At 47.1% G+C, this 22,057-nt stretch carries 16 protein-coding genes and 1 pseudogene; 10 read left to right on the plus strand and 7 right to left on the minus strand.

Annotated features, from left to right (window positions below; all coding sequences use genetic code 11):
* Nucleotides 1-37 precede the first annotated feature (37 nt).
* From MWH02_RS16710 to MWH02_RS16740, 7 genes and pseudogenes are all read left to right on the plus strand, one after another.
* On the plus strand, nucleotides 38-1,489 hold the full coding sequence (locus tag MWH02_RS16710; protein ID WP_271461065.1) for a TolC family outer membrane protein: 1,452 nt from the start codon (nucleotides 38-40) through the stop codon (nucleotides 1,487-1,489).
* Nucleotides 1,486-3,657 carry a type I secretion system permease/ATPase gene (locus MWH02_RS16715; RefSeq protein ID WP_271461066.1) on the plus strand — a complete coding sequence of 724 codons (2,172 nt, stop codon included), beginning with the start codon at nucleotides 1,486-1,488 and terminating at the stop codon, nucleotides 3,655-3,657. Before MWH02_RS16710 ends, MWH02_RS16715 begins: the two co-directional genes overlap by 4 nt.
* Entirely contained in the window at nucleotides 3,654-4,880 is a 1,227-nt protein-coding gene (locus MWH02_RS16720; protein ID WP_271461067.1) for an HlyD family type I secretion periplasmic adaptor subunit, read from the plus strand. Before MWH02_RS16715 ends, MWH02_RS16720 begins: the two co-directional genes overlap by 4 nt.
* 489 nt (nucleotides 4,881-5,369) lie before the next feature.
* Nucleotides 5,370-6,518, plus strand: a complete 1,149-nt coding sequence (locus MWH02_RS16725; protein WP_271461068.1) for a capsule biosynthesis protein — start codon at nucleotides 5,370-5,372, stop codon at nucleotides 6,516-6,518.
* A gap of 23 nt (nucleotides 6,519-6,541) precedes the next feature.
* Nucleotides 6,542-8,218, plus strand: a pseudogene (locus MWH02_RS16730) (polysaccharide biosynthesis/export family protein).
* A 12-nt stretch (nucleotides 8,219-8,230) separates the two neighbouring features.
* Entirely contained in the window at nucleotides 8,231-10,261 is a 2,031-nt protein-coding gene (locus MWH02_RS16735) for a capsule polysaccharide biogenesis protein (RefSeq protein ID WP_271461080.1), read from the plus strand.
* A 3-nt stretch (nucleotides 10,262-10,264) separates the two neighbouring features.
* Entirely contained in the window at nucleotides 10,265-11,491 is a 1,227-nt protein-coding gene (locus MWH02_RS16740; RefSeq protein ID WP_101761925.1) for a capsule polysaccharide biogenesis protein, read from the plus strand.
* Between the two features lie 98 nt (nucleotides 11,492-11,589).
* Here the strand turns inward: MWH02_RS16740 and MWH02_RS16745 are convergent, their stop codons facing one another.
* The 6 genes from MWH02_RS16745 to MWH02_RS16770 form a co-directional block, all read right to left on the minus strand.
* Nucleotides 11,590-12,231 carry an acyltransferase gene (locus tag MWH02_RS16745; protein WP_192412055.1) on the minus strand — a complete coding sequence of 214 codons (642 nt, stop codon included), beginning with the start codon at nucleotides 12,229-12,231 and terminating at the stop codon, nucleotides 11,590-11,592.
* A gap of 84 nt (nucleotides 12,232-12,315) precedes the next feature.
* On the minus strand, nucleotides 12,316-13,434 hold the full coding sequence (locus tag MWH02_RS16750) for a stealth family protein (protein ID WP_255610360.1): 1,119 nt from the start codon (nucleotides 13,432-13,434) through the stop codon (nucleotides 12,316-12,318).
* A 266-nt stretch (nucleotides 13,435-13,700) separates the two neighbouring features.
* A complete protein-coding gene (locus MWH02_RS16755; protein ID WP_271461069.1) occupies nucleotides 13,701-14,411 on the minus strand; it encodes a hypothetical protein in 711 nt (236 codons plus the stop codon).
* 10 nt (nucleotides 14,412-14,421) lie between these two features.
* Complete coding sequence (locus MWH02_RS16760; protein ID WP_271461070.1) at nucleotides 14,422-16,809, minus strand: glycosyltransferase; 2,388 nt, start codon at nucleotides 16,807-16,809, stop codon at nucleotides 14,422-14,424.
* 46 nt (nucleotides 16,810-16,855) lie between these two features.
* The gene (locus MWH02_RS16765; RefSeq protein WP_192236430.1) at nucleotides 16,856-17,539 is read right to left on the minus strand and encodes an ABC transporter ATP-binding protein; all 684 of its coding nucleotides are present in this window, start codon (nucleotides 17,537-17,539) and stop codon (nucleotides 16,856-16,858) included.
* Nucleotides 17,536-18,312 carry an ABC transporter permease gene (locus MWH02_RS16770; RefSeq protein ID WP_271461071.1) on the minus strand — a complete coding sequence of 259 codons (777 nt, stop codon included), beginning with the start codon at nucleotides 18,310-18,312 and terminating at the stop codon, nucleotides 17,536-17,538. Before MWH02_RS16770 ends, MWH02_RS16765 begins: the two co-directional genes overlap by 4 nt.
* A 488-nt stretch (nucleotides 18,313-18,800) precedes the next feature.
* On the opposite strand from MWH02_RS16770, the gene speB reads away from it, so the two are divergent.
* Together speB and MWH02_RS16780 are read left to right on the plus strand one after the other, a co-directional pair.
* A complete protein-coding gene (speB, locus tag MWH02_RS16775) occupies nucleotides 18,801-19,721 on the plus strand; it encodes an agmatinase (RefSeq protein WP_271461072.1) in 921 nt (306 codons plus the stop codon).
* A gap of 54 nt (nucleotides 19,722-19,775) precedes the next feature.
* Nucleotides 19,776-20,180: a YidB family protein gene (locus MWH02_RS16780; protein WP_101761933.1), complete on the plus strand. Its 405-nt coding sequence runs from the start codon at nucleotides 19,776-19,778 to the stop codon at nucleotides 20,178-20,180.
* 161 nt (nucleotides 20,181-20,341) lie between these two features.
* Here MWH02_RS16780 and loiP read toward each other — a convergent pair whose 3' ends face one another.
* Nucleotides 20,342-21,094, minus strand: a complete 753-nt coding sequence (loiP, locus tag MWH02_RS16785; protein ID WP_271461073.1) for a metalloprotease LoiP — start codon at nucleotides 21,092-21,094, stop codon at nucleotides 20,342-20,344.
* Nucleotides 21,095-21,367: 273 nt separating this feature from the next.
* Here loiP and MWH02_RS16790 point away from each other — a divergent pair.
* A partial coding sequence (locus MWH02_RS16790; RefSeq protein ID WP_500797207.1) for a thiamine pyrophosphate-binding protein occupies nucleotides 21,368-22,057 on the plus strand: 690 nt, incomplete at its 3' end.

The following is a 22,057-nucleotide window of genomic DNA, read 5'->3' on the forward strand; positions in this document are numbered from 1 at the left end:
ATGCGCCCCTTTCTCTTTATTGACTGGTGGACTATCGATGGAACTGATGCACTCAGGCGCAACTTTTCGCCGTTCGTTTAAGCTCAGCGTTCTCTGTGCGGGCATGGCTTTACTTTACAGTTCTCCACTTTTAGCGGTCAGTGACGCGTTAACCCGGGCGGGGCACATCACCTCAGCAGGTTTAGCGCAACAGCAAGAACTGCCTTCATTAACCGGTGAAGTGGCGGAACCCGCCCTCGCCAACGTCCCCGACTTTCTCACCATCAACCAGGCGGTGCAGCGCGCCGTTCAGTGGCATCCCGATATCGCTCAGGCAGTAGGAAAAATGCTGGAGCAGGCTAATCAGGTTGATGTGGCGAAAGCCAAATACTATCCACAAATCAGTGCCGGCATGAACAACGGCTACAGCAATGCTTACAGCGAAAAGGGCTTCAGCCCGTCTTTTGTGCTGTCGGTTTCACAGATGTTGTATGACTTCGGCAAGGTCAGCAGTTCAGTGCGTTCCGCCGAAGCGGGCGTGGCGCAGGAGCAGGCCAACGTGCTGGTGAGCATTGATACCGTGGCGCACGATACCGCCTCGGCGCTGGTGGAAGTGCAGGGTTATCAGCAACTGGTCAAAATTGCGCGTGAGCAGCTCACGGCGTTGAGTAAGATTGGCGATCTGGCGCGCCAGCGTAATGAAGAAGGCGCGGCGTCGCTTTCGGATGCCACCCAAACCGATGCGCGTATCGAAGGCGCGCGTACCACCCTAACGCAGTATCAAGCCAACCTCGACCGCTGGCGCGCCACGCTGGCAACCTATCTTGGCTGGCCGCTGGTGAAAAAGGTCAGCGACGATTTTCCCACCAAACTCACCCAGTTCTGTCAGGTGGCGAAAGCCGATGACAAGCTCAATCCGTCGGTGCTGGCGGCCTGGGCGCAGGCCAATCAGGCGCAGGCCAAACTCGATAATGCTAACGCGCAAAACATGCCAACTATCTCGCTGGAACCGCAGGTGACGCATTATCTCAATAATCACTATTCCGGCAGCGAATCGCTGGATCGCACCCAATATTCGGCGTTTGTGAAAGTAGAAATGCCGCTCTATCAGGGCGGCGGCATCACCGCCAGCCGGGACGCGGCCGCCAATGCATTGCAGGCCGCCAATGCGGCCGTCAACTCGGCGCGGCTTAAAGCGCGTCAGCAGCTAAGCGAGTCGCAGAACGCGTCGCAAAGCCTGGCGCTCAGCCTGGCGATCATGGGACGGCAACAGACGCTGGGCGAGAAAACCCAGTCGCTCTATCAGGATCAGTATCTGCAACTCGGTACGCGTCCACTGCTGGACGTGCTCAACGCCGAGCAGGAAGTGTTCCAGACCCGTTTCACATTGCAGCAAACCATCAGCCAGTTACGCTCACTGCAGCTCGATTGTCTCTACAGCACCGGGCATATGCGGTCGGCGTTTGCTTTGAATAATCAGCGGATCCAGTCCGTGGAGATCCAGCCATGACGCAATTACAGATTCCCGACGCGCCTGATAGCGCGTCCGGGGGAAACGAGCCCTTACACGGATGGGCCACCGCAATCATCCTGATTGCCAGCCATTATCGCTTGCCCTGTTCGCCGGGCATGATCATGGCCGCTGCCGAATGGCAGGGCAAACAGTCGCGCGATAAAGCGTTACGCCATCTGGCGCGCCAGGCCGGCTTATCGCTGCAATTATATGAAGAGAATAAGTGGGAGATCACCAGCTGGCGCTTGCCGCTGGCGATCGAGCTGGCCGACGGTCAGGTGGGCGTTATCACCCAGTTTGATGGCGACGATGAAGTGCGGGTGCATTTTGCCGGTGATGAACAGCCAGCACCAATTGCGCTGGAGACGTTGCTGCCGGAAATCCGCTTTGCCGCCGCGCTGCGTCCAGTTACCGCCGCCAAAGATAGCCGCGTCGATCGCTATCTCGCCACGGTAAAACCGGATTGGCTGCGCCGTCTGGTGCTGCACGATCTGCGGCCGTACGGCTACGTGATGCTCGGATCCTTCCTGATCAACCTGCTGGCGCTGGTCGGTATTATCTTCTCGATGCAGGTGTACGATAGGGTGATTCCGGCGCAGTCCTATCCCACGCTGTATGTGCTGTATATCGGCGTGATCATCTCGGTGGTGTTCACTTATATTCTGCGCGTTGGGCGCGATCACGTGACCGATCTGCTGGGCAAGCGTGCCGATATGCGCGTCTCCGATCGGGTATTTGGTCACGCACTGCGGCTGCGTAACAGCGCGGTGCCGCGCTCGACCGGCACCTTTATCTCGCAGTTGCGCGAGCTAGAGGCGATCCGCGAAATGGTTACGTCCACCACAGTCACCTCGATTGTCGATATGCCGTTCTTCCTGCTGTTCATGCTGGTGATGGCGATTATCGCGCCGCAGCTGGCGTGGATTGCGCCGGTGGCGGTGCTGCTGATGATCCTGCCAGGCGTGCTGAGCCAGAAGAAGCTGGCGAAGCTGGCGCAGCAGAACCTGAAAGAGTCGACGCTGCGAAATGCGGTGCTGGTGGAGAGCGTGCAAGGGCTGGAAGATATCAAGCTGATGCAGGCGGAAGATCGCTTCCTGCAACAGTGGAACAGCTACATTCGCATTACCGCGCAATCCGGCGTGGAGATGCGCAAAGTGATGCACTCGCTGATTACCTGGGGCGTGACGGTGCAGGGTTTGGTATACGCCAGCGTGATTGTGATCGGTGCGCCGATGGTGATCAACGGCGATATCACCACCGGTGCGATTGTGGCGGCGTCGCTGCTTTCCTCGCGCATGATCGCGCCGATGGCGACGCTGTGCGGCGTGCTGGCGCGCTGGCAGCAGGTGAAAGCGGCGAAAGGCAGCCTCGATGCGCTGATGAATTTGCCGGTGGAAAACAGCAAAGACGAAACGCGGATCCACACGCCGGTGCTGTTTGGTCACTATCAGTTCACCGATGCAATGTTCCGTTACTACACCGATTCGATGAACATCGCGCTGCGCATTAAAAGCCTGACCATCAAACCGGGCGAGCGTATTGCGGTGCTGGGACGCAACGGTTCGGGTAAATCGACCTTGCTGCAGGCGATGATTGGCGGCATCGATCTGGTCGGCGGTGAACTGCGGCTGGATAACCTCAGCCTGCCGCACATTGATGTGGCCGATGTGCGGCGTAACGTTGGCCTGCTAACGCAAAATGCGCGGCTGTTCCACGGCACGCTGCGCGAGAATCTCACCATGGGCGCGGCGCACGCCACCGATGATGCCATCTTTGGTGCACTTACCGTCAGCGGCGGCGCAGATTTCATTCGTCGTCTGCCGCTCGGCCTCGACCATCCGATCATGGAAGGCGGCGTTGGGCTTTCGGGCGGACAGCGTCAGTCGCTGCTGCTGGCGCGCATGCTGCTGCGCGATCCCAACATCATCCTGCTGGATGAACCGACGGCGGCGCTCGACGATCACACCGAGAAAGAGTTTATCGAACGTCTCGGTCAGTGGCTCAACGGGCGCACCTTGATCGTGGCGACGCACCGTGCGGCGATCCTCGCGCTAGTGGATCGTGTGCTGGTGCTGAAAGAGGGACAACTGGTGATGGACAGCCCGAAAGAGAACGCCTTGCCGGCACCGCGTGCTAACGGCAACCTGCCGGAGGCGCAATCATGATCAAACAATTACCGGCAAAACTGCGCTTAGTGACGGCGGCAGAAGTGGATTCTTCCGACGATCTGCTCGGCGAGCTGCGATCAGAAACCCATTACACCGGCGCAGTGCGGCTGATCGTCATCAGCACCGCACTGATCCTCGTTACGGTGATCTGGGCCTGGTTTGGCGTGCTGGATGAAGTCTCAACCGGCACCGGCAAAGTGATCCCCAGCTCGCGCGATCAGGTGCTGCAATCGCTGGAAGGCGGCATCCTCACCGAGCTGTATGTGCACGAAGGCGATCAGGTGCAGGCCGGGCAAGTGGTGGCGCGCCTCGATGCCACGCGCTCGCAATCCAACGTCGGCGAAAGTGCGGCACGCTATCGTGCGGCATTGGCTGCCGCCGCGCGTCTCAATGCGGAAGTGAACGATCAGCCGCTGAGTTTCCCGGCAGAGTTGAATAAGTTCCCCGATCTGATGGCGTCAGAAACGCGGCTGTATAAAACCCGCCGCGCACAGCTCACTGATGCGACTGCGCAGTTTAAAGAGTCGCTGGCGCTGGCTAACCGCGAGCTGGTCATCACGCAGCGTCTGGCCAAAACCGGTGCCGCCAGTAGCGTGGAAGTGCTGCGTTTGCAGCGCGATAAATCAGATCTGGAGCTGAAACTCACCGATATGCGTTCGCAATATTACGTGCAGGCGCGTGAGGAGCTGGCGAAAGCCAACGCCGAAGCCGACAGCATGGCGCAAGTGGTGAAAGGGCGTGAAGACACGGTGACGCGACTGACCATCCGTTCGCCGATGCGCGGCATCGTAAAAAACATCAAAGTCTCCACCGTGGGCGGCGTGGTCCCACCGAATGGCGAGCTGATGAACATTGTGCCGATGAACGATCGTCTGCTGATTGAAGCGCGTTTGTCACCGCGCGATATCGCCTTTATCCGTCCCGGCCAGCGGGCGGTGGTGAAGATCTCGGCGTATGACTACGCCATTTATGGCGGCCTGAACGGCGTGGTGGAGAGCATCTCGCCAGATACCATTCAGGATGAGGTGAAACCGGAAATTTACTATTACCGCGTGTTTATCCGCACCGATAACGACTACGTGCAGAATAAAGCCGGTAAGCGCTTCTCCATCAGTCCCGGCATGGTTTCTACCGTGGATATTAAAACCGGTGAGAAGACGGTGATGGATTATCTAATTAAGCCGTTTAACAAAGCGCAAGAGGCGATGCGCGAACGCTGATTGGAACGGTATAATGCGTTAGTTTAAAACCGCTGTTTTCCTCAGGAAACGGCGGTTTTTTATTTGGGTGATTGATGAGGGCACCATGAAGTTTCGGCAACTATTACACGAACCGTTAAATATAAATCCCGCACTTATATAATTAATTACAGCAAGAAATGTCTTGAGCCGGCTTGTTATTAGAGAAAAGGGTTTCCCGAAGTGAACGATAACAAGCCGTTTCTCAAAGGCGCTAAGTGCGCTTAACGCTAAGCTGAGCGCTTTGATACGTTACGCACATGAAATTATGAACAAATCAATGTGGTTTTATTTTCGAGCGCGGGAAGACGGACGCGGTACTTTTATTTAATGCGCTGCAATTTGTCACCAAAAAACATCCCGAAATATTGGATTTTCCTCGAGGGGCGGCAGGGTTATTAATGCGCAGAGCCGCAGGCCGAACCTCAATGATGTGCTACGGCACGCTTATGAATATTTGATGATTGCTCCATGTTAATAAAAGAGAATTCCACCTTATCAAAATTTGAAAAAAGATTAGGCGTTGTTTCTTTCGCCAATCTTAAACGGCACCTCGGAAAAGCGATCATTTTTCTCCCAATGACGTTGCTGATTATTTATCTGGCAATATTCAGTCAGCCGCGTTTTGTGAGCGAATCCAAAGTCGCGATTAAACGCTCAGATGATCTTGCCAGCAATAGCGTGAATTTTGGCTTGTTGTTAGGGGCGATTAATCCCAGTTCGGTGGAAGATGCACTTTACTTAAAGGAGTACATCAATTCGCCGGATATGCTGGCAGTGCTAGATAAACAACTTAATTTCCGTCAAGCCTTCAGCCAAAGCGGGCTGGATTTCTTGCACCATCTGTCTCCTGATGAAACTGCCGAAAAATTCCTGCGTTATTATCGTGAACGTATCAGCGTAACGTATGACGATAAAGCCGGATTGCTGGCTATTCGCACGCAAGGCTTTACGCCGGAGTTTGCCCTTAACTTTAATAAAGCGGTGCTGAAAGAGTCCGAACGCTTCATTAATGAGTTGTCGCACCGTATTGCGCGTGATCAGCTGACCTTTGCGGAAAAGGAGATGGAAAAGTCCCGCTCACGCCTGGATAACAGTAAATCCGAGCTGCTGGCGTATCAGAACAGCAACAATGTGCTGGATCCTGAAGCGCAAGCGTTAGCAGCCAGTTCACTGGTTAACACGCTGATGGGCCAGAAGATCCAGATGGAAGCGGAGCTGCGTACTCTGCTGACCTATCTGCGTGATGACGCTGCGCAAGTTGTCAGCGTACGTAACGCCATTGCCTCGATGCAGGCGCAGATCGATAACGAGAAAGGCAAAATCACCGCGCCGCAGGGCGACAAACTCAACCGCATGGCGGTGGAGTTTGAAGAGATTAGATCGCGTGTCACCTTTGATAATGAGCTTTACAAGCTCGCGCTGACCTCCATCGAAAAAACACGCGTGGAAGCCGCTCGCAAACTGAAAGTGCTTTCGGTGATCAGTTCACCGCAGCAGCCGCAAGAGTCCACTTTCCCCAACATTCCGTATTTGATCGCCTGCTGGTTGCTGGTGTGCTGCTTAATGTTTGGCACCCTGAAACTGTTATTGGCAGTGATTGAAGATCATCGGGATTAATGCTGTCGCAGAATGAGTCTGTTATGAAAATTTTAAAATCATTTGTAATGATCGCAGCTTGCTTCACTGCGCAGGCCAATGCGGCCTTAAATATTAATTCTGATGCAAACTTAACCGGCGTTAAAACATAATCTTTGCTCAATTCGGCACCGGTAAATATCAGCAGCAATAACAGCGGATTTGATGATACGCCTGTGCCAGTTGCACCTGTGGTACTTAGCCGTATGTTTGGTGCCCAGCTGTTTAATGGCAATAGCGGAGAGAACGGGGCAAGCGTAGGTTTCAATCCCGGCTATATCCTGAATCCAGGAGATAGCATTCAGGTGCGTTTATGGGGCGCATTTACTTTTGACGGCGCGTTGCAGGTTGATCCCAAAGGCAACATTTTTCTGCCAAATGTGGGGCCGGTAAAAGTTGCTGGCATCAGTAACAGCCAGCTAAACGCGTTGATTACCAGCAAAGTGAAGCAGGTCTACCAAGCGAACGTCAGTGTGTATGCATCGCTATTACAGGCACAGCCTGTGAAAGTCTACGTCACCGGTTTTGTTCACAGCCCGGGTTTATATGGCGGCGTGACGTCGGATTCCCTATTGAACTATTTGATTAAAGCGGGCGGCGTTGATCCTGAACGTGGTAGCTACGTCGATATTGCAGTGAAACGTGGCAATAAAGTGCGATCCAATATCAACCTGTATGATTTTTTGCTTAACGGTAAATTGGGATTATCACAATTTGCCGATGGCGACACCATTGTGGTCGGGCCGCGTCAGCATACGTTCAATGTGCAAGGCGATGTATTCAATAGCTATAACTTTGAATTTCGCAACAGCACTATTCCTGTCACCGAAGCTTTGAGCTGGGCGCGAGTCAAACCGGGTGCGACGCATATTACTATTGTGCGCCAGCAAGGTTTAGCAAAGCGCAGCGAATATTATCCAATTCGCGAGGCGAACGGCCGCTTCCTGCAAGATGGTGACAGACTGATTGTGAGCACCGATCGCTATGCCAGCACGATTCAGGTCCGCGTTGAAGGCGCACACTCAGGTGAACACGCGATGGTACTGCCTTACGGATCCAACATGCAGGCGGTGTTGAAGCAGATTCGACCTAATAGTATGTCGCAGATGAGCGCTATCAAGCTGTATCGTCCCTCTGTGGCCTCCCGCCAGAAAGAGATGATGAACCTGGCGTTGCAGAAGTTAGAGGAAGCCTCGCTTTCTGCGCAATCATCCACCAAGGAAGAGGCTGGCCTTCGCTTCCAGGAAGCGCAATTGGTCAGCCGATTTGTGGCGAAAGCGCGTCAGGTCGTGCCAAAAGGTGAAGTCATTCTGAACGAGAAAAACCTCGCGGCCACCCTGCTGGAAGATGGTGATGTGATTAGCATTCCTCAGAAAACCTCACTGGTGCTGGTACATGGTGAAGTGCTGTTCCCGAATGCAGTGAGCTGGGAGAAAGGCTTACGCGCGAAAGATTACATCGCCAAAAGTGGTGGCTTTACGCAGAAGTCCGGTAATGCGCGCGTCATCGTTATTCGCCAGAACGGCGCAGCCGAAGACGCGGAAGATGTCGGTGCGCTGAATCCAGGTGATGAGTTAATGGTGCTGCCGAAGTATGAATCGAAGAGCATCGAAGTGACGCGTGGCATTTCCACCATCCTGTATCAATTAGCCGTTGCGGCGAAAGTGGTTCTTACGCTGTAAGGGTGCATCGTGATGATTGGTATATTCTCTTCGGGCATCTGGCGAATTCCATTTTTGCGTAATTTCCTGGCCCAGCCGTGCCAGAAATTATCGCTGCAACGGCCTGTCGCCGATGCCGTGACCACCATTGCAGTGTGGGGATATCGTCCCAATACACGTCAGCCAGTGGCGTGGGCGCGTAGTGTAGGAAAATCAGTGCTGCGACTGGAAGATGGCTATATCCGCTCGCTGGATCTTGGCGTTAATGGCGCGCCACCTTTTTCACTGGTGCTGGATAGATTGGGGATCTATTACGATGCTAACCGGCCCAGCGAGTTAGAGAAGATGATCCAGGAAAGAGAAGTTAATCAACGGCTTGCCGATGACGCCAAACGAGCAATGAGCATCATCGTTGAGCAAGATTTATCGAAATATAATCAGGCCCCGGCTTTTATTGCAGGAGCATGTGCAACCAGCAATGTAGTATTAGTTATTGACCAAACGCTAGGTGACATGTCCGTAACCTATGGCAATGCGGGGCCGAATAATTTTGTCCTGATGTTAGAGGCGGCGATGCGGGAAAATCCTGGTGCCGTGGTCTGGATAAAGGTCCATCCGGACGTACTACAAGGCAAGAAGTCGGGATATTACCACTCCTTCCAATCCACGCATCATATACATCTCATGGCTGATGATGTGAGCCCACAATCTCTGTTGCGGCATGTCTCACGTGTCTATGTCATGACTTCGCAGTATGGATTTGAAGCATTGATGGCAGGTAAACCGGTGACGTGCTTTGGCCAACCCTGGTATGCCGGTTGGGGATTGACCGACGATCGCCATCCACAAGCTAAGCAGCTAAGTGAACGGCGTGGCAACGCTACGCTTGAGCAACTGTTTGCGGCGGCCTACTTGCGCTATAGCCGCTATATCCACCCGTTGACCGGCGAGCCCGCAACGCTGTTTGATGTTTTGCATTGGATCCAATTGCAACGCAACTATCAGCTACCACGTATCGGACACCTTTGGGCGCCGGGTTTATCGATGTGGAAATACACCATCCTTAAACCGTTTTTGCGTACCGCTACCAATACGCTGAGTTTTTCAAAAAGTAATAAGCTGGCTACCGCGTGTGTGGTGTGGGGAATTGCTGGCGAGCAGCGTTGGTTGGAAAAAGCGCAAGCCCAACAATTACCTGTTTGGCGGATGGAAGATGGTTTTTTACGCTCTTCGGGCCTGGGTTCAGATCTTATGCCGCCGTTGTCCTTGGTATTGGATAAACGTGGTATTTATTACGATGCCACGCGACCCAGTGATTTAGAGGTGTTGCTCAATGAAAGTGAATTAACCGATGCTCAATGTTCGCAGGCGAGGAAGGTTCATCATCGACTCGTAAATAACAGAATCAGTAAATACAATCTTGGAGTTGATTTTACTTTGCCAGCCGATTCAAAAGGGAAACGTGTATTATTGGTGCCAGGTCAGGTAGAAAATGATGCATCTATTCAGACCAGCACCTTTACAATCTGTACTAATCGGGATTTGTTACGAACCGTACGGGAGCGTAATCCTGCGGCATACATTATTTACAAGCCACATCCAGATGTAGTAGTAGGCAACCGCAAAGGGCATATTACTGATAGAGAAATTAATCAATATGCTGATTATCAGGCGCTGGATGCAGACATTATTCAATGTATTCAGGTTTCCAATGAAGTACATACCATGACATCGCTTTCAGGATTCGAAGCTTTATTGCATGGCAAACGCGTGTACTGCTACGGCATGCCATTCTATGCTGGATGGGGATTAACATATGACGAGCATGATTGTTTCCGCCGTGTGAAACAGTTAGGCCTTTACGATTTAATCTATCAAGCATTAATTGCCTATCCAACTTACATTCATCCGTTACGACTGGATGCTATTTCAGTCGAAGAAGCCATTGAAATTCTCATCAATACACCACGAGCAAATATGGTGATTGATAAAAATTGGCGAGACAGACTTATGCGGATGGGAAAAAAGTTATCAATGTTTATTAAGGTTAAGTTAGCATTTTAAACCATGAGTGAAGCTATTAAAAAGCTGCTAAAAGGAAAGCAGTTCCTGTTGTTGCAAGGCCCAATGGGGCCTTTCTTTAATGACATGGCTTATTGGCTGGAATCATTAGGGCGTAAAGCCGTGAATGTCGTATTCAACGGCGGCGACCGCTTCTATTGCCGTAAACGTAAATACCTCGCGTTCATGCAAACAGAAAAGGAGTTTTCGGCTTGGCTCAACCAAGTTAAGCGGGATTATGAATTTGATACGATTTTATGCTTTGGCGATTGCCGGACGCTACATAAGGTAGCGAAAGGCTGGGCGCATACGCAAGGGGTTAGATTTTTTGTTTTCGAAGAAGGATATCTGCGACCAAATTTTATTACGCTCGAGGAGGGCGGTGTCAATGCCAACTCTTCATTGCCGCGCGATGCTGAGTTCTATCGACAGCTACTGGCGCAGCCAGCAGCAAAAATAGAGGCATGTTATCCATCTAAAATTCGCAAGATGGCGCATGCCAGTTGGTATTACTTCATTAGCTGGTATTATCGACATACTTTTGACCAATATTGTCACCATAAACCATTTTCACCTTGGCGCGAAGCCACATATTGGTTTCGTGCTGGGTGGCGCAAGACATTATATCAATTTAAGCAGAGATATATACTTAATAGATTAACGATTGAGCTAGATCAACGCTATTACCTGGCGATTTTACAGGTTTATAATGACAGCCAAATAGAGCATCATAGCCCTTATAATGATGTGCGGGATTATATCTATGAGGTAATGTGCTCCTTTGCGCAGCATGCACCAGCGGATACTTATCTGGTGATTAAACATCATCCAATGGATTGTGGGCATCGCAATTACGCAGCGCTGATCAATGAGCTCTGCAAGCGTTTAAATATTATAGATAGAGTAGTTTATATTCATGACCTCCCTTTGCGGGAATTAATTTTACATGCTCAAGGTGTGGTTACGATCAACAGCACCGCAGGGATTTTAGCGTTGATGCATGGTAAGCGGATAAAAGTGATGGGAGAGGCATTGTACGACATTCGAGGAGTAACGTTTCAGTCGGGTTTGGATTTTTTTTGGCGGGATCAATTTACTATAGATGATTATTTGTTCAAAAATTTTATGTCACATTTGACCTGCCAGACGCAAGTTAATATCCATTATTACCAATGGAACGTTTTTTCGAGTAAAGTTTGGAGTGAATTAGAAGACGTGCAAAACTTTAAATGAGCTCAATTTCAGCGTTGTTAATTAACGCCATGCTGACACTCAAGCGCAGCATGGTTCGTCTATTGCGGGTTCCCATTGAATATTTACTCTATTTTAGTTTAGTAAGGTTCTGCTGGCAGGAAGTCCATAGGAATGAGTGCGCGCTGCCACCTGACGTTTTCTCTGATTATTTTTGCAGGAATACCAACGGCTAAACTTCCGGGCGGAATGGTTTTTGTCACTAATGCTTTGGAGCCAATTATGCTATTCTTTCCAATCGTAATGCCTTTTTGAATTGTGACATTCTCACCCAACCATACTGAATCCTCAATGACGATACATTTGGCAGGATTTATTCTTTCTCCAGTCATATCATCAATGATTGAATGCCAATCTGTCGTAGACATCGTTATGTCAGAGAAAAGGCAATCCTTGCCTATGGTGATTGATGCGCCTTCAGTAGCAACAATAAGTACATGACGATTCATTGCTGTTTGATCTCCGATTTCAATTTTAGATCCAGCACCAATAAAGTAACGTCCGCGAATGTAGGTTTTTTTACCAACTTTCCATTCACCGTTACCATTTTCCATATTAATAGATACATTATTTAATATGCATCCTTCGCTGAAAGTAATGCTGGAGTTCTTACCTGATTGGAAATTTAGACTGAAATCACCTAAAACTTTTTCGGGTTTACCTATAACAACATTCCCTGCTGCAATGAAGCTTGCAATCTGTTTCTCATAACTATCATTCATAACAACGTTGTTCCTATTCATTTTAAATGTTTTTCGATTGCAATCACTATAAAGAAGCTTTGTCATTCTTTTTACGTCATGACTTTACGAGATAAAAAATGATGATAGAAATTCATTCAATCTTTCACTGTAACCATCATGATTAAATTCATTAGAGCTAAAGTCATTCGCACAAAATGAATGTGGGAGATTATTGTCTTTTTTGCCATTAATAAGCGCTCGATAGAAACTGCCTGATGCAGGAGAACGGATATTAAAATAAAAACAGATGTCCAGATTCGGCGCGGATTTACCCAGAATATATTGATGATATGGAACGAGGAAGGTAGCAACATTTAAGTCATTCGTCGCTCTGAATTTGTTTCTGGAAAATGCAGCGATTTCATGTTGAAACATAGACGTACTTTCTTCAAAAACAGATTTAATCAAAGGTACATAAGTATGAGTCAGTGTATTGTCAAATCGAACAGCAAATTTTGATTCGAAAATACCGTTACAATTTTGACATGCTGATAACGTTGCTGTTGTTCTTTCTTTACCTGGAGAATATGAAGTGCTTTTGTTACTGACAAATAAACTCGCTATCCCATTTGACTTGAAGAAATGCTCAGGGGTGTTTTTTTGAGCAACAAAGAAGTCATCGTTAAAGTAAATAAAGTGTTCTGATAATCCCTTAATTTTGTGTAGGTAAGCTTCAATTACATGTGAGTTAAATGTGGGCAGATATTGTTGTGGGATGATTTCGGAATGATCAACTAACACCACTCTATCCTTGAGGCTATCTGGAATTAATGGTGTTTGATGGTCAGTGACTATAAATATCCTATTTACCCACGGTATATTTTTTTCAATACTGAGTAGAGAGTAATAGAGTTCATTATGGTTACTGAATCTTGATTCTTCAGTTGCATAAAGTGCATATGATATGTCTGCATTGCTGTGCAGCCTTTTTTTTTGCAACCATGCTGAATCATTTGCATCGACCCAGGTGTATACAACATCGATTTTGAAGGCAGGTTTGAAGGAAGCTATTGAGTTTTGTAAAGCACTAACAATAATACCTTCTGTTGCATTGATTATATTGTTATGATTTAAGATTAAAGGGTGTCGTTTTAATAGGTAATCTCTCAAAAAGAGTATTGGTGCTCTTTTGAATTTCCTGATTTTTCTAAGAGAAATAGTTAGCATCTTATTGGGTTTCATTTTTAAAATTAATCCACCCTGTGATTTTTGAGAATGGACTAATTTATTTTTTTATTTTAATGACTCAATTCCTGCTTCACGGATAAATAGTGTTCGTCACGTGAAACATGAGGAACAATCGTATCTAAAAACATAGCATAGTCATCGTTTTTATCATTCATCTTGTTGAATGTTACGGCGAGAGGACATCTTTTCGAGCCATGCACAGATTGTATCCAGATGAATTTTTCTTCATATCCTCTATCAAGCAGGGCAAACTGAATGGGTCATTTAATTATACTTTGCTCTCCCTTAGTCATAGTGTTAGAAATGGGTAAGAACTCGAATAAGTAATCATGTGGGTTACTGACAGACTCAAGTATGTTGTTGTAATGACAAAGTTGCATATTATCAACGCAACAGAATTTTTCAGCGGGTGAAAAATTATAATCAAATTCACAGAAGTGTTCTGCGAAGGTGTTTTTTACTCGGTCGATGTTCCTTTTTTTATTCTTAATAAAAGTATAAGGAATACCCGTTGGAGATATAAAATCTTTATTCGTAACCTTCTTAAGGAATAGAAAGTTCAAATCTATAAATATAAATAATTCTCGTTTTGGACTGATGTTTCTTATCTTATTTTTGAAAGCCTCACTGTAGTTTTTAAAAACACTTATGTCACTGTTGTTGCTTATTATACTTTGGCTAATGTATGAGAGACTTTTAAAATTAGTGTACTTAATAATACTACGATACTGATACCTTACTAAGCTTTCTTTGAATTTTATTTTATCACTTATAGTGTCGATGACTATTAAATGAATGTTTAATTTTTCATTATCATATTTTAGTAATGGAGGCTCAGTGATTGTTTCAACCGTTGGCGTTGTGTTTACTGCATTAATTATTTCTTTTGATCTTCCACCCAGAATATTCTTAAAAGCATCCTTAACGAAAAGACCGGGGGTATTTAATAATTTTGATGTTTTAGTCATCATTCACACTCCTTTAATAGCTTATCCATAACTTTAGATATTTCGTATTTTCAAGATAGGTTTTTCGACTGTTCTCTCCAAGTTGACTGAGTAAGTTCTCATCAGCCATAAGTCTTTCCATGTTCATGGCAAAGTGTTGAGTATCAAAACAGGGAGAAACTAAAGCGTTATATTCATTCACCAGGAAATCTTTAGGACCATAGCCTATATCATAACTAACCACAGGTTTGCTCATGCTAAAGCTTTCAATATAGACCATCCCAAAAGCTTCTTTAGCAGATGTGAGTGCGCAGAATGCACTATTGTAGATCTCTTCATAAACTAATGATGTCGGTGGATGAATGGTAACTTGCGATGTTAAACCTAGCGTTGAAATCTGATTGATAAGGTTTTCTTTTTCATCACCGTCACCAAAAATGTCTAAAATCCAATCTGGGAATTTTTTTGCTATTTTTGCAAAAGATTCTATTAATAAATTGAATTGTTTTAGCTCAACCAAACGACCAAAAGAAACAATTCTTTTCTTCTGGATATCCCTGCCCGATTGTGAAATTAGTGGGAACTTATCTTCGAGTCCATTTGGAATGGGGGTAACCTTACTAATTCCTTGAGCATTGTACTCTTCTTTTTGTAAAGAAGTGAGAGTAAGTACCTTATAGGCTTTAGGGTAGTTTCTTAACAATGTTTTCTGTATTTCTTTAGAGTGTGAGCTAAATTCACGATGTTCTTGAACAATGACTTTATTCGACTTATGGGCATGCTTAATGATATTCACACATAGGCCTGGGAATGTGCCTATAATTGTTGCGTTCTTAATGGTTTTTAAAATGCTTACCAGTTTAAAGTCTGTCAACAAAGATAAGCCATTATAAAGATCTTCTGATTTTTTAAAAATCTTTGAAGAATATTGAGCGAGGTGACTATCCAGCTTTGTGCGGAACTTGCCATTGCTGCGTGCGTCATTGAGATATTCAATACGTACACTGGGATCAAGTTGTAGCTTAGGTGTATCACTGGTGCGCCGCATTGAGATAATGGATACCTGATAGCCAACAGAAACCAGATAATTTGCCTGGTTTATAACTGTTTGTACTGTTCCACCTACGCCATAGATATTATAACAGCAGTAAACAATGTGCTGTTGTTTATCGGCAATCACGTTATCCAGAAATTTATTGGTTTTATTAAAATTTTCATAATCACGGATGACTTTAAGGAAATCCTTTCTGGCTCGATGTTTGATCTTGAAATCAATGCTTTTGTCTGAAAATAGGTCTTCAAGTTCATCAATAGTACGCACGACTGAACCGTTGAATTCATAGGGGGATTTTAAAAAATGACCTCGTTCAAACTTGTAATTATCATAGTCAAATTGTAGGAAAATAACCGGTGTTTTTATCAGGTTAAATTCAAAGGCAATTGATGAGTAATCTGTTATGCATACAGCCGTATCTTTTAATACTGCTGAAAAGTCATCATGCCCGACAAATGAAATAGCTCCATCAAAGAGTTTTTCTATCATTGGTTTAAGATGGAGTATCTTTTCATGCAAATAAAATGCGATGTTTAAATTTCTTTTATTTGCATAATCAATGATTCCTTGGCTGTTTTTAATCTGCTGGACTATGTCTAAAAATGGATTGTCATCGCCAGGTTTTGTCCACTCTTCACGCCAGGTAAAAAAGAATAATATGTTTTTTTCATTTTTCTTCTTCATTGGTAGTAGCTCATGTCGCGACAAGCCACTATTGATCACTCTTTTGTCGAGGAAACCAATATTCAGTATGAGTTTCTTTAGCGCCTGTAAATCATCTACCTCAACAGAATTTTTGTTAACGTAATAGCGCTGGAGTAGCAAGATATAGAAATCTTCCAGGTTATTCCTGGAAAAAAAGTCATCGTAGTGTGGTATTTTGTATTTGATGGCTAATCTTTTTGTTTGGTTAATATCTTTTTGTGTTTGTAGTGTATTGATAACGATATTTTTCTCTGACTTCAACGAAGTGCTAAAATATCTTATTCTACCGTTGTAGTGACCTTTAAATATGAATATTCTCTTGTAAGAGATGATTCCGTGTTGAAGGTATACGATGGGAGCCCAGCCCTTTTCTAATGGTTTTTTATTAAAAGAGGGGAAAGTATCAAGATATCCGTCATTAAGCAGGAGGTAATCTGCATCATAAAATATCTTATGATGCTTTTTGCTATCCTTAAGTATGATGTTTTTATTAAAAGGTATAAGTTTTTCTATGTCGACATTCTGTTTGCTATATATGAAAAAAGTGTTTTTAAATCCTGAATTCATTCTATGCTGAAAATAACAAAAGCCATTGTCACGGGCTTGCAACCCTCCTTTTTCTCCAATGAGTATCAACAAATCTTGATGTTCGATTCCCTTCATTTCTCTTACCTAAAATAGATTGTTGTAAAATGATTAGCGGTGTTATTTATATTGGAATAGTATTTTTTTTATTTTCACTTCTTAAGTAAGCCTCAATAGCATCATTTACCGAGTCATAATAATTGACATGATTATCCCTACCAATGAAAATAGCTGCGCCACAATACTCTTTGAGCGTACTTAAGCTATGCGACACCATCAAAAAACTCGCACTTTTATGTCGTTCCTGGAACATCCTTGAGCATTTTTCTTTAAAGCGCGCATCACCTACCGCGGTGACCTCATCCACAAGATAATAATCAAAATCAAAAGCCATGCTTAAACCAAAACTTAATCTTGATTTCATTCCGGATGAATAAGTTTTGATCGGCATATTGAAGTATTTACCCAATTCAGCAAATGACTCAACAAAATCTATTTTCTCTTTCATCTCACTATGTTTGGCATATAAACGCGCGACGAATTTAACGTTTTCCCTACCGCTAAGACTGCCCTGAAAACCGCCAGTAAGGCCAACCGGCCAGGAAATCGTTTTATTGGTAGTGATTGCGCCGCTATCAGGCCGGTCAATACCACCAATCATGCGCAGTAATGTTGATTTACCTGCGCCATTTCGGCCAACCAACGCCACACTTTTTCCACCTGGCAGAGTGAGATTCAAATCTTTAAACACGAAGTGCCGGCCTGATGAGGTGCGGTACGACTTTGTGAGATTTTCAATCTTAATCATGATGTCAGCATTGCCTCTTCACGGGTGCGATAGATGGCAAGCCCCAAAAATAATGTCGTTAGTGTGAGAATGGCGAGATAAATGAGGCTGACGCCTTCGCTACTATAGCCCGGCATCACGGCTGCTCGGCTGAGTTCCACCACATGCAGGAGGGGATTCCAGAGTAGAAATGGCCAGTAATCTTTCGGCACTGCGTGCAGTGGAAACATTATTCCCGAGATGAAATAGAGCGGTTTAAGGAGAATTGGCAAAAGTTTCTGCGTTTCTGTGTAGGTTTTACCTATCACCATAAAAATGAGTCCAGCGCCACATGAGAAAATAATCAAAAGACTCCATGCACCCACTATTTGCAGTAGATTTTCTACAGAAAAATACTCCCCGGCAGCCCAAACAATCAACATCAGAAATATATAGACAGTTACGTAGATAATCGTCTCTAACATCGCCCTTGCTAAAACAGTATCGATGGGTTTAACCGGTCGATAATTAAATAAGCCTTGGTTCGCGTCAATTGCTCCAAGTGATCGAGTAGAGATACTAGAAAAAATGAAATAGGGAATGATCCCATTAAGTAAGAATACAGGGAAGGAAATGTCTGGCATTGTCCTATGCATGATGAAGCCAAAAATGGCCATCAATATTAATAAATGGGCTGATGGTTCTAGTATCGCCCAGAGATACCCTAAACGGAACTTACCGAATCTGGTTCTTATCTCTCTAAAAAACAATGCGTTAATCGTGGCGCTTTGTACATTTAATCCACTTCTTGCCATTTAAAACTCACAGTATTCTTGATTAATAGATATGCTACCGCCCTTGGCTTAACAGTTACCAATGCGCTGAAGATAAGATAATAGATAATAAGCAGACTCGAATGGTCGCGTTGATTTGCCATCTACAGTTAGCTGATTAAATGGGTTGTTATTTGATTTGTATCGTATTTGCTACTTTTCAATCGATGAAATTATTGCCTGCCTTCCTATGAAGATAATTGAGAAAAGGCTCAATTTTCCTTATTCACTTTGCTCAAAACATTCTTGATTAAATTATTATCGTTTGTGGTTTCAAGCTCTCTCCAGCCGAAATGATTGACCTTGATTTTTCTGGAGGCTTACCACGTCAAAGCATTGATTGCACCCAACTTCAATCTTCGTAATAATCACGCCCATCTATCCCTTCCTCGTAGTATTTACGTTGAGGGGATTTTTTTCATCTATACCTAAACAGACCTATCGACTTACGGATCTTAAGAGGACCAGTTATGCATAACACCTTGGGCAATCAGTATGATAACTCATTGGTTTCTAACGCTTTTGGTTTCATGCGCTTCCCCCTCAACTTCCAGCCTTACGGCAGTGACGCTGAGTGGGTGATCACCGGTGTTCCTTTCGATGCCGCGACCTCCGGTCGTCCAGGCAGCCGTTTAGGTCCGGGGGCAATCCGCCAGATTTCCACCAACCTGGCGTGGGAAGGCTGTCGCTGGCCGTGGGATTTCGATTTGCGCCAGCGTTTGAACGTGGTGGATTGCGGCGATCTGGTTTATGCCTTTGGCGATTCACAGGATCTCTCTGACAAACTGCAGGCGCACGCCGAGAAACTGCTAGCGAACGGTAAGCGCATGCTGACCTTTGGCGGTGACCACTACGTCACGCTGCCGCTGCTGCGTGCACACGCTAAGCACTTCGGCAAAATGGCGCTGGTGCATTTCGATGCGCACACCGATACCTATTCCAATGGTCCTACTTTCGATCACGGCACCATGTTCTTCACTGCGCCGAAAGAGGGTTTGATCGATCCGCAGCACTCTGTGCAGATCGGTATTCGTACCGAGTTCGATAAGAGCTTGGGCTTCAACGTGCTGGATGCCGCGCAGGTCAACGATCGCAGCGTTGATGACATTCTGGCGGAAGTGAAGCGTACCGTTGGCGATCTGCCGGTGTATTTGACCTTTGATATCGATTGTCTGGATCCCGCCCACGCACCGGGCACCGGCACGCCAGTGATTGGCGGCTTGAGCAGCGATAAAGCCACCAAGCTGATTCGCGGTTTGCAGGGCATGAATATCGTCGGTATGGATCTGGTGGAAGTGGCGCCGGGCTACGATCACGCCGATCTGACCTCGCTGGCCGCAGCCACACTGGCGCTGGACATGCTGCACGTGCAGGCGGCAAATAAAGGTTAATCCTTTCTCCTGCGGCTACACTTATTGACGGTTAATTAATCTGCGGAGGCGACTATGGGTTTACTGGACGATTTAGTTGGATCGCTAGGAAACAGCAACGGAAGCGGGCAGGGCAACCAGATGCAACAGCTGATGGCCATCTGGAACTGGGTGCAGGAACAGGGCGGCGTTGAGGTGCTGCTGCAGAAGTTTCAACAGGGCGGACTCGGGCAGGTGCTGAATAGCTGGCTAGGCAGCGGCAGTAACATGTCGATTGATGGCGGCGAGATTCAAAATGCGCTTGGCAATGATCAGCTGCAGTCGCTGGCGGATAAGCTCGGCACCGATGTACAGGGTGCGTCCGGTACGCTGGCTGCCTTATTGCCGCAGGTGATTGATAAGCTGTCGCCGCAGGGCCACATTAAGACGTCGAATACCCAGGATTTGGGTGCGATGGTGGATGGATTGTTTAAGCGTTGAAGATTGTTTGCTTTGATGTTTGCTTACTGTCCCCCATCCCGGCCTTCCCCCATGAATGGGGGAAGGAGACGCAGCTAAATGCAGCTTCCTCACTGACATGTGGCAGCATCTTCCTCCCCCATTCATGGGGGAGGACCGAGGAGGGGGACAGCAAGCACGATCTATTTCCCAGCCGCAATACGCTCACGAATATGCTGGGCGCGGGCTTCCGAATCCGGATGCGAATCAAACATCGAACTCTGTCTTCCTTGCTCCAGTTTCGCTAGCTTCTCAAAGCTGGTCGCTAATCCCATCGGATCGATGCCGCGCTTTTTCAGCAGGTCGAACGAGTAGTCATCGGCTTGTGTTTCCTGAGTTTGCGAGAATTGCGCATTCACCAGCTTTTCGCCCATTTCACCCAATTGTGATTGTGACAGCGAGCCAATTACGCCGCCGACGGAAGCCGCAGCGGTGCGCGTTGCGGTGGTCGTCAGCGCCACCTGCATCGCTTTGCGCGTATGGCCCAGCGCGACGTGGCCCATTTCATGGCCCAGCACACCTTCGACTTCGTTATCGGTCATCATATCCATCAACCCGCTATAGACGCGGATACAACCGTTCGCCATCGCCCAGGCGTTAACGTCTTTGGTCTGATAAACCTTGTAGTTGGCAGGCACGCCGTTGATGTTGTCGCCTAGCGCCGCCGCGATTTTGTTCAGGCGCTGCTGGTATTCACTGTTAGCGGGCGCAACCTGATTGTCTTTATCCATCTGCGCACAGGATTGATCGCTCAACTCTTTCACCTGCGTATCGTTCAGCGCATAGGCCTGATAAGCCTGCGCACCCGATTGTAGCAGCGCATTGTTATCAAACCCTTCGCATCCGCTCAGCAGCGAAGCTATTCCCAGAGCAACAATCGTGGCTCTCATTTTCATATCGGCATCCTTTGGGTAACAAGGTAAAGAAAACAAACACCTGAAACTGGCCCAGGTGTTTAAACGCTTTGGTTATAGCTCGCATGTTGTTCAATGACTAGCAGACAAGCCCGGAAATGCAAACGGTTACCCGTGATTTAGCACCCAGATGCATGTACTTTTGTCCTGATTTTCATGTACATTGATGTGCGACTTTTTTCTCGCTTCGCCTTATAACTGATTAATTACAATAAGTTAAGCGTGGCGGAGCATTAATCCGACCTGGAGTAGAAGATGCCCTCTCGTAAAGAGCTTGCCAACGCCATTCGCGCGTTAAGTATGGATGCAGTACAGAAAGCCAATTCGGGACATCCGGGTGCCCCAATGGGCATGGCGGACATTGCCGAAGTGCTGTGGCGTGACTTCCTGAACCATAACCCTACTAACCCGCTGTGGGCAGACCGCGACCGCTTTGTGCTGTCGAACGGTCACGGCTCAATGCTGATTTACAGCCTGCTGCACCTCACTGGCTACGATCTGCCAATGAGCGAGCTGCAGAACTTCCGTCAGCTGCACTCTAAAACTCCAGGCCACCCGGAATACGGCTACACCGCAGGCGTTGAAACCACCACCGGCCCGCTGGGTCAGGGCATCGCTAACGCAGTGGGTTTTGCCATTGCCGAGCGCACGCTGGCAGCGCAGTTCAACCGTCCGGGTCATGACATCGTAGACCATAACACCTATGTGTTTATGGGCGACGGCTGCATGATGGAAGGCATCTCACACGAAGTCTGCTCCATCGCCGGTACGCTGAAGCTGGGCAAACTGGTTGCTTTCTATGACGACAACGGCATCTCCATCGACGGTCACGTTGACGGCTGGTTCACCGACGACACCGCCAAACGTTTCGAAGCCTACGGCTGGCACGTGGTGCGCGGCGTGGACGGTCACGATGCGGACGCGATTAAGAAAGCGGTGGAAGAG

Source organism: Pantoea leporis, assembly GCF_028048155.1.
In the GTDB taxonomy this organism is placed as follows: Bacteria; Pseudomonadota; Gammaproteobacteria; order Enterobacterales; family Enterobacteriaceae; genus Pantoea; species Pantoea leporis.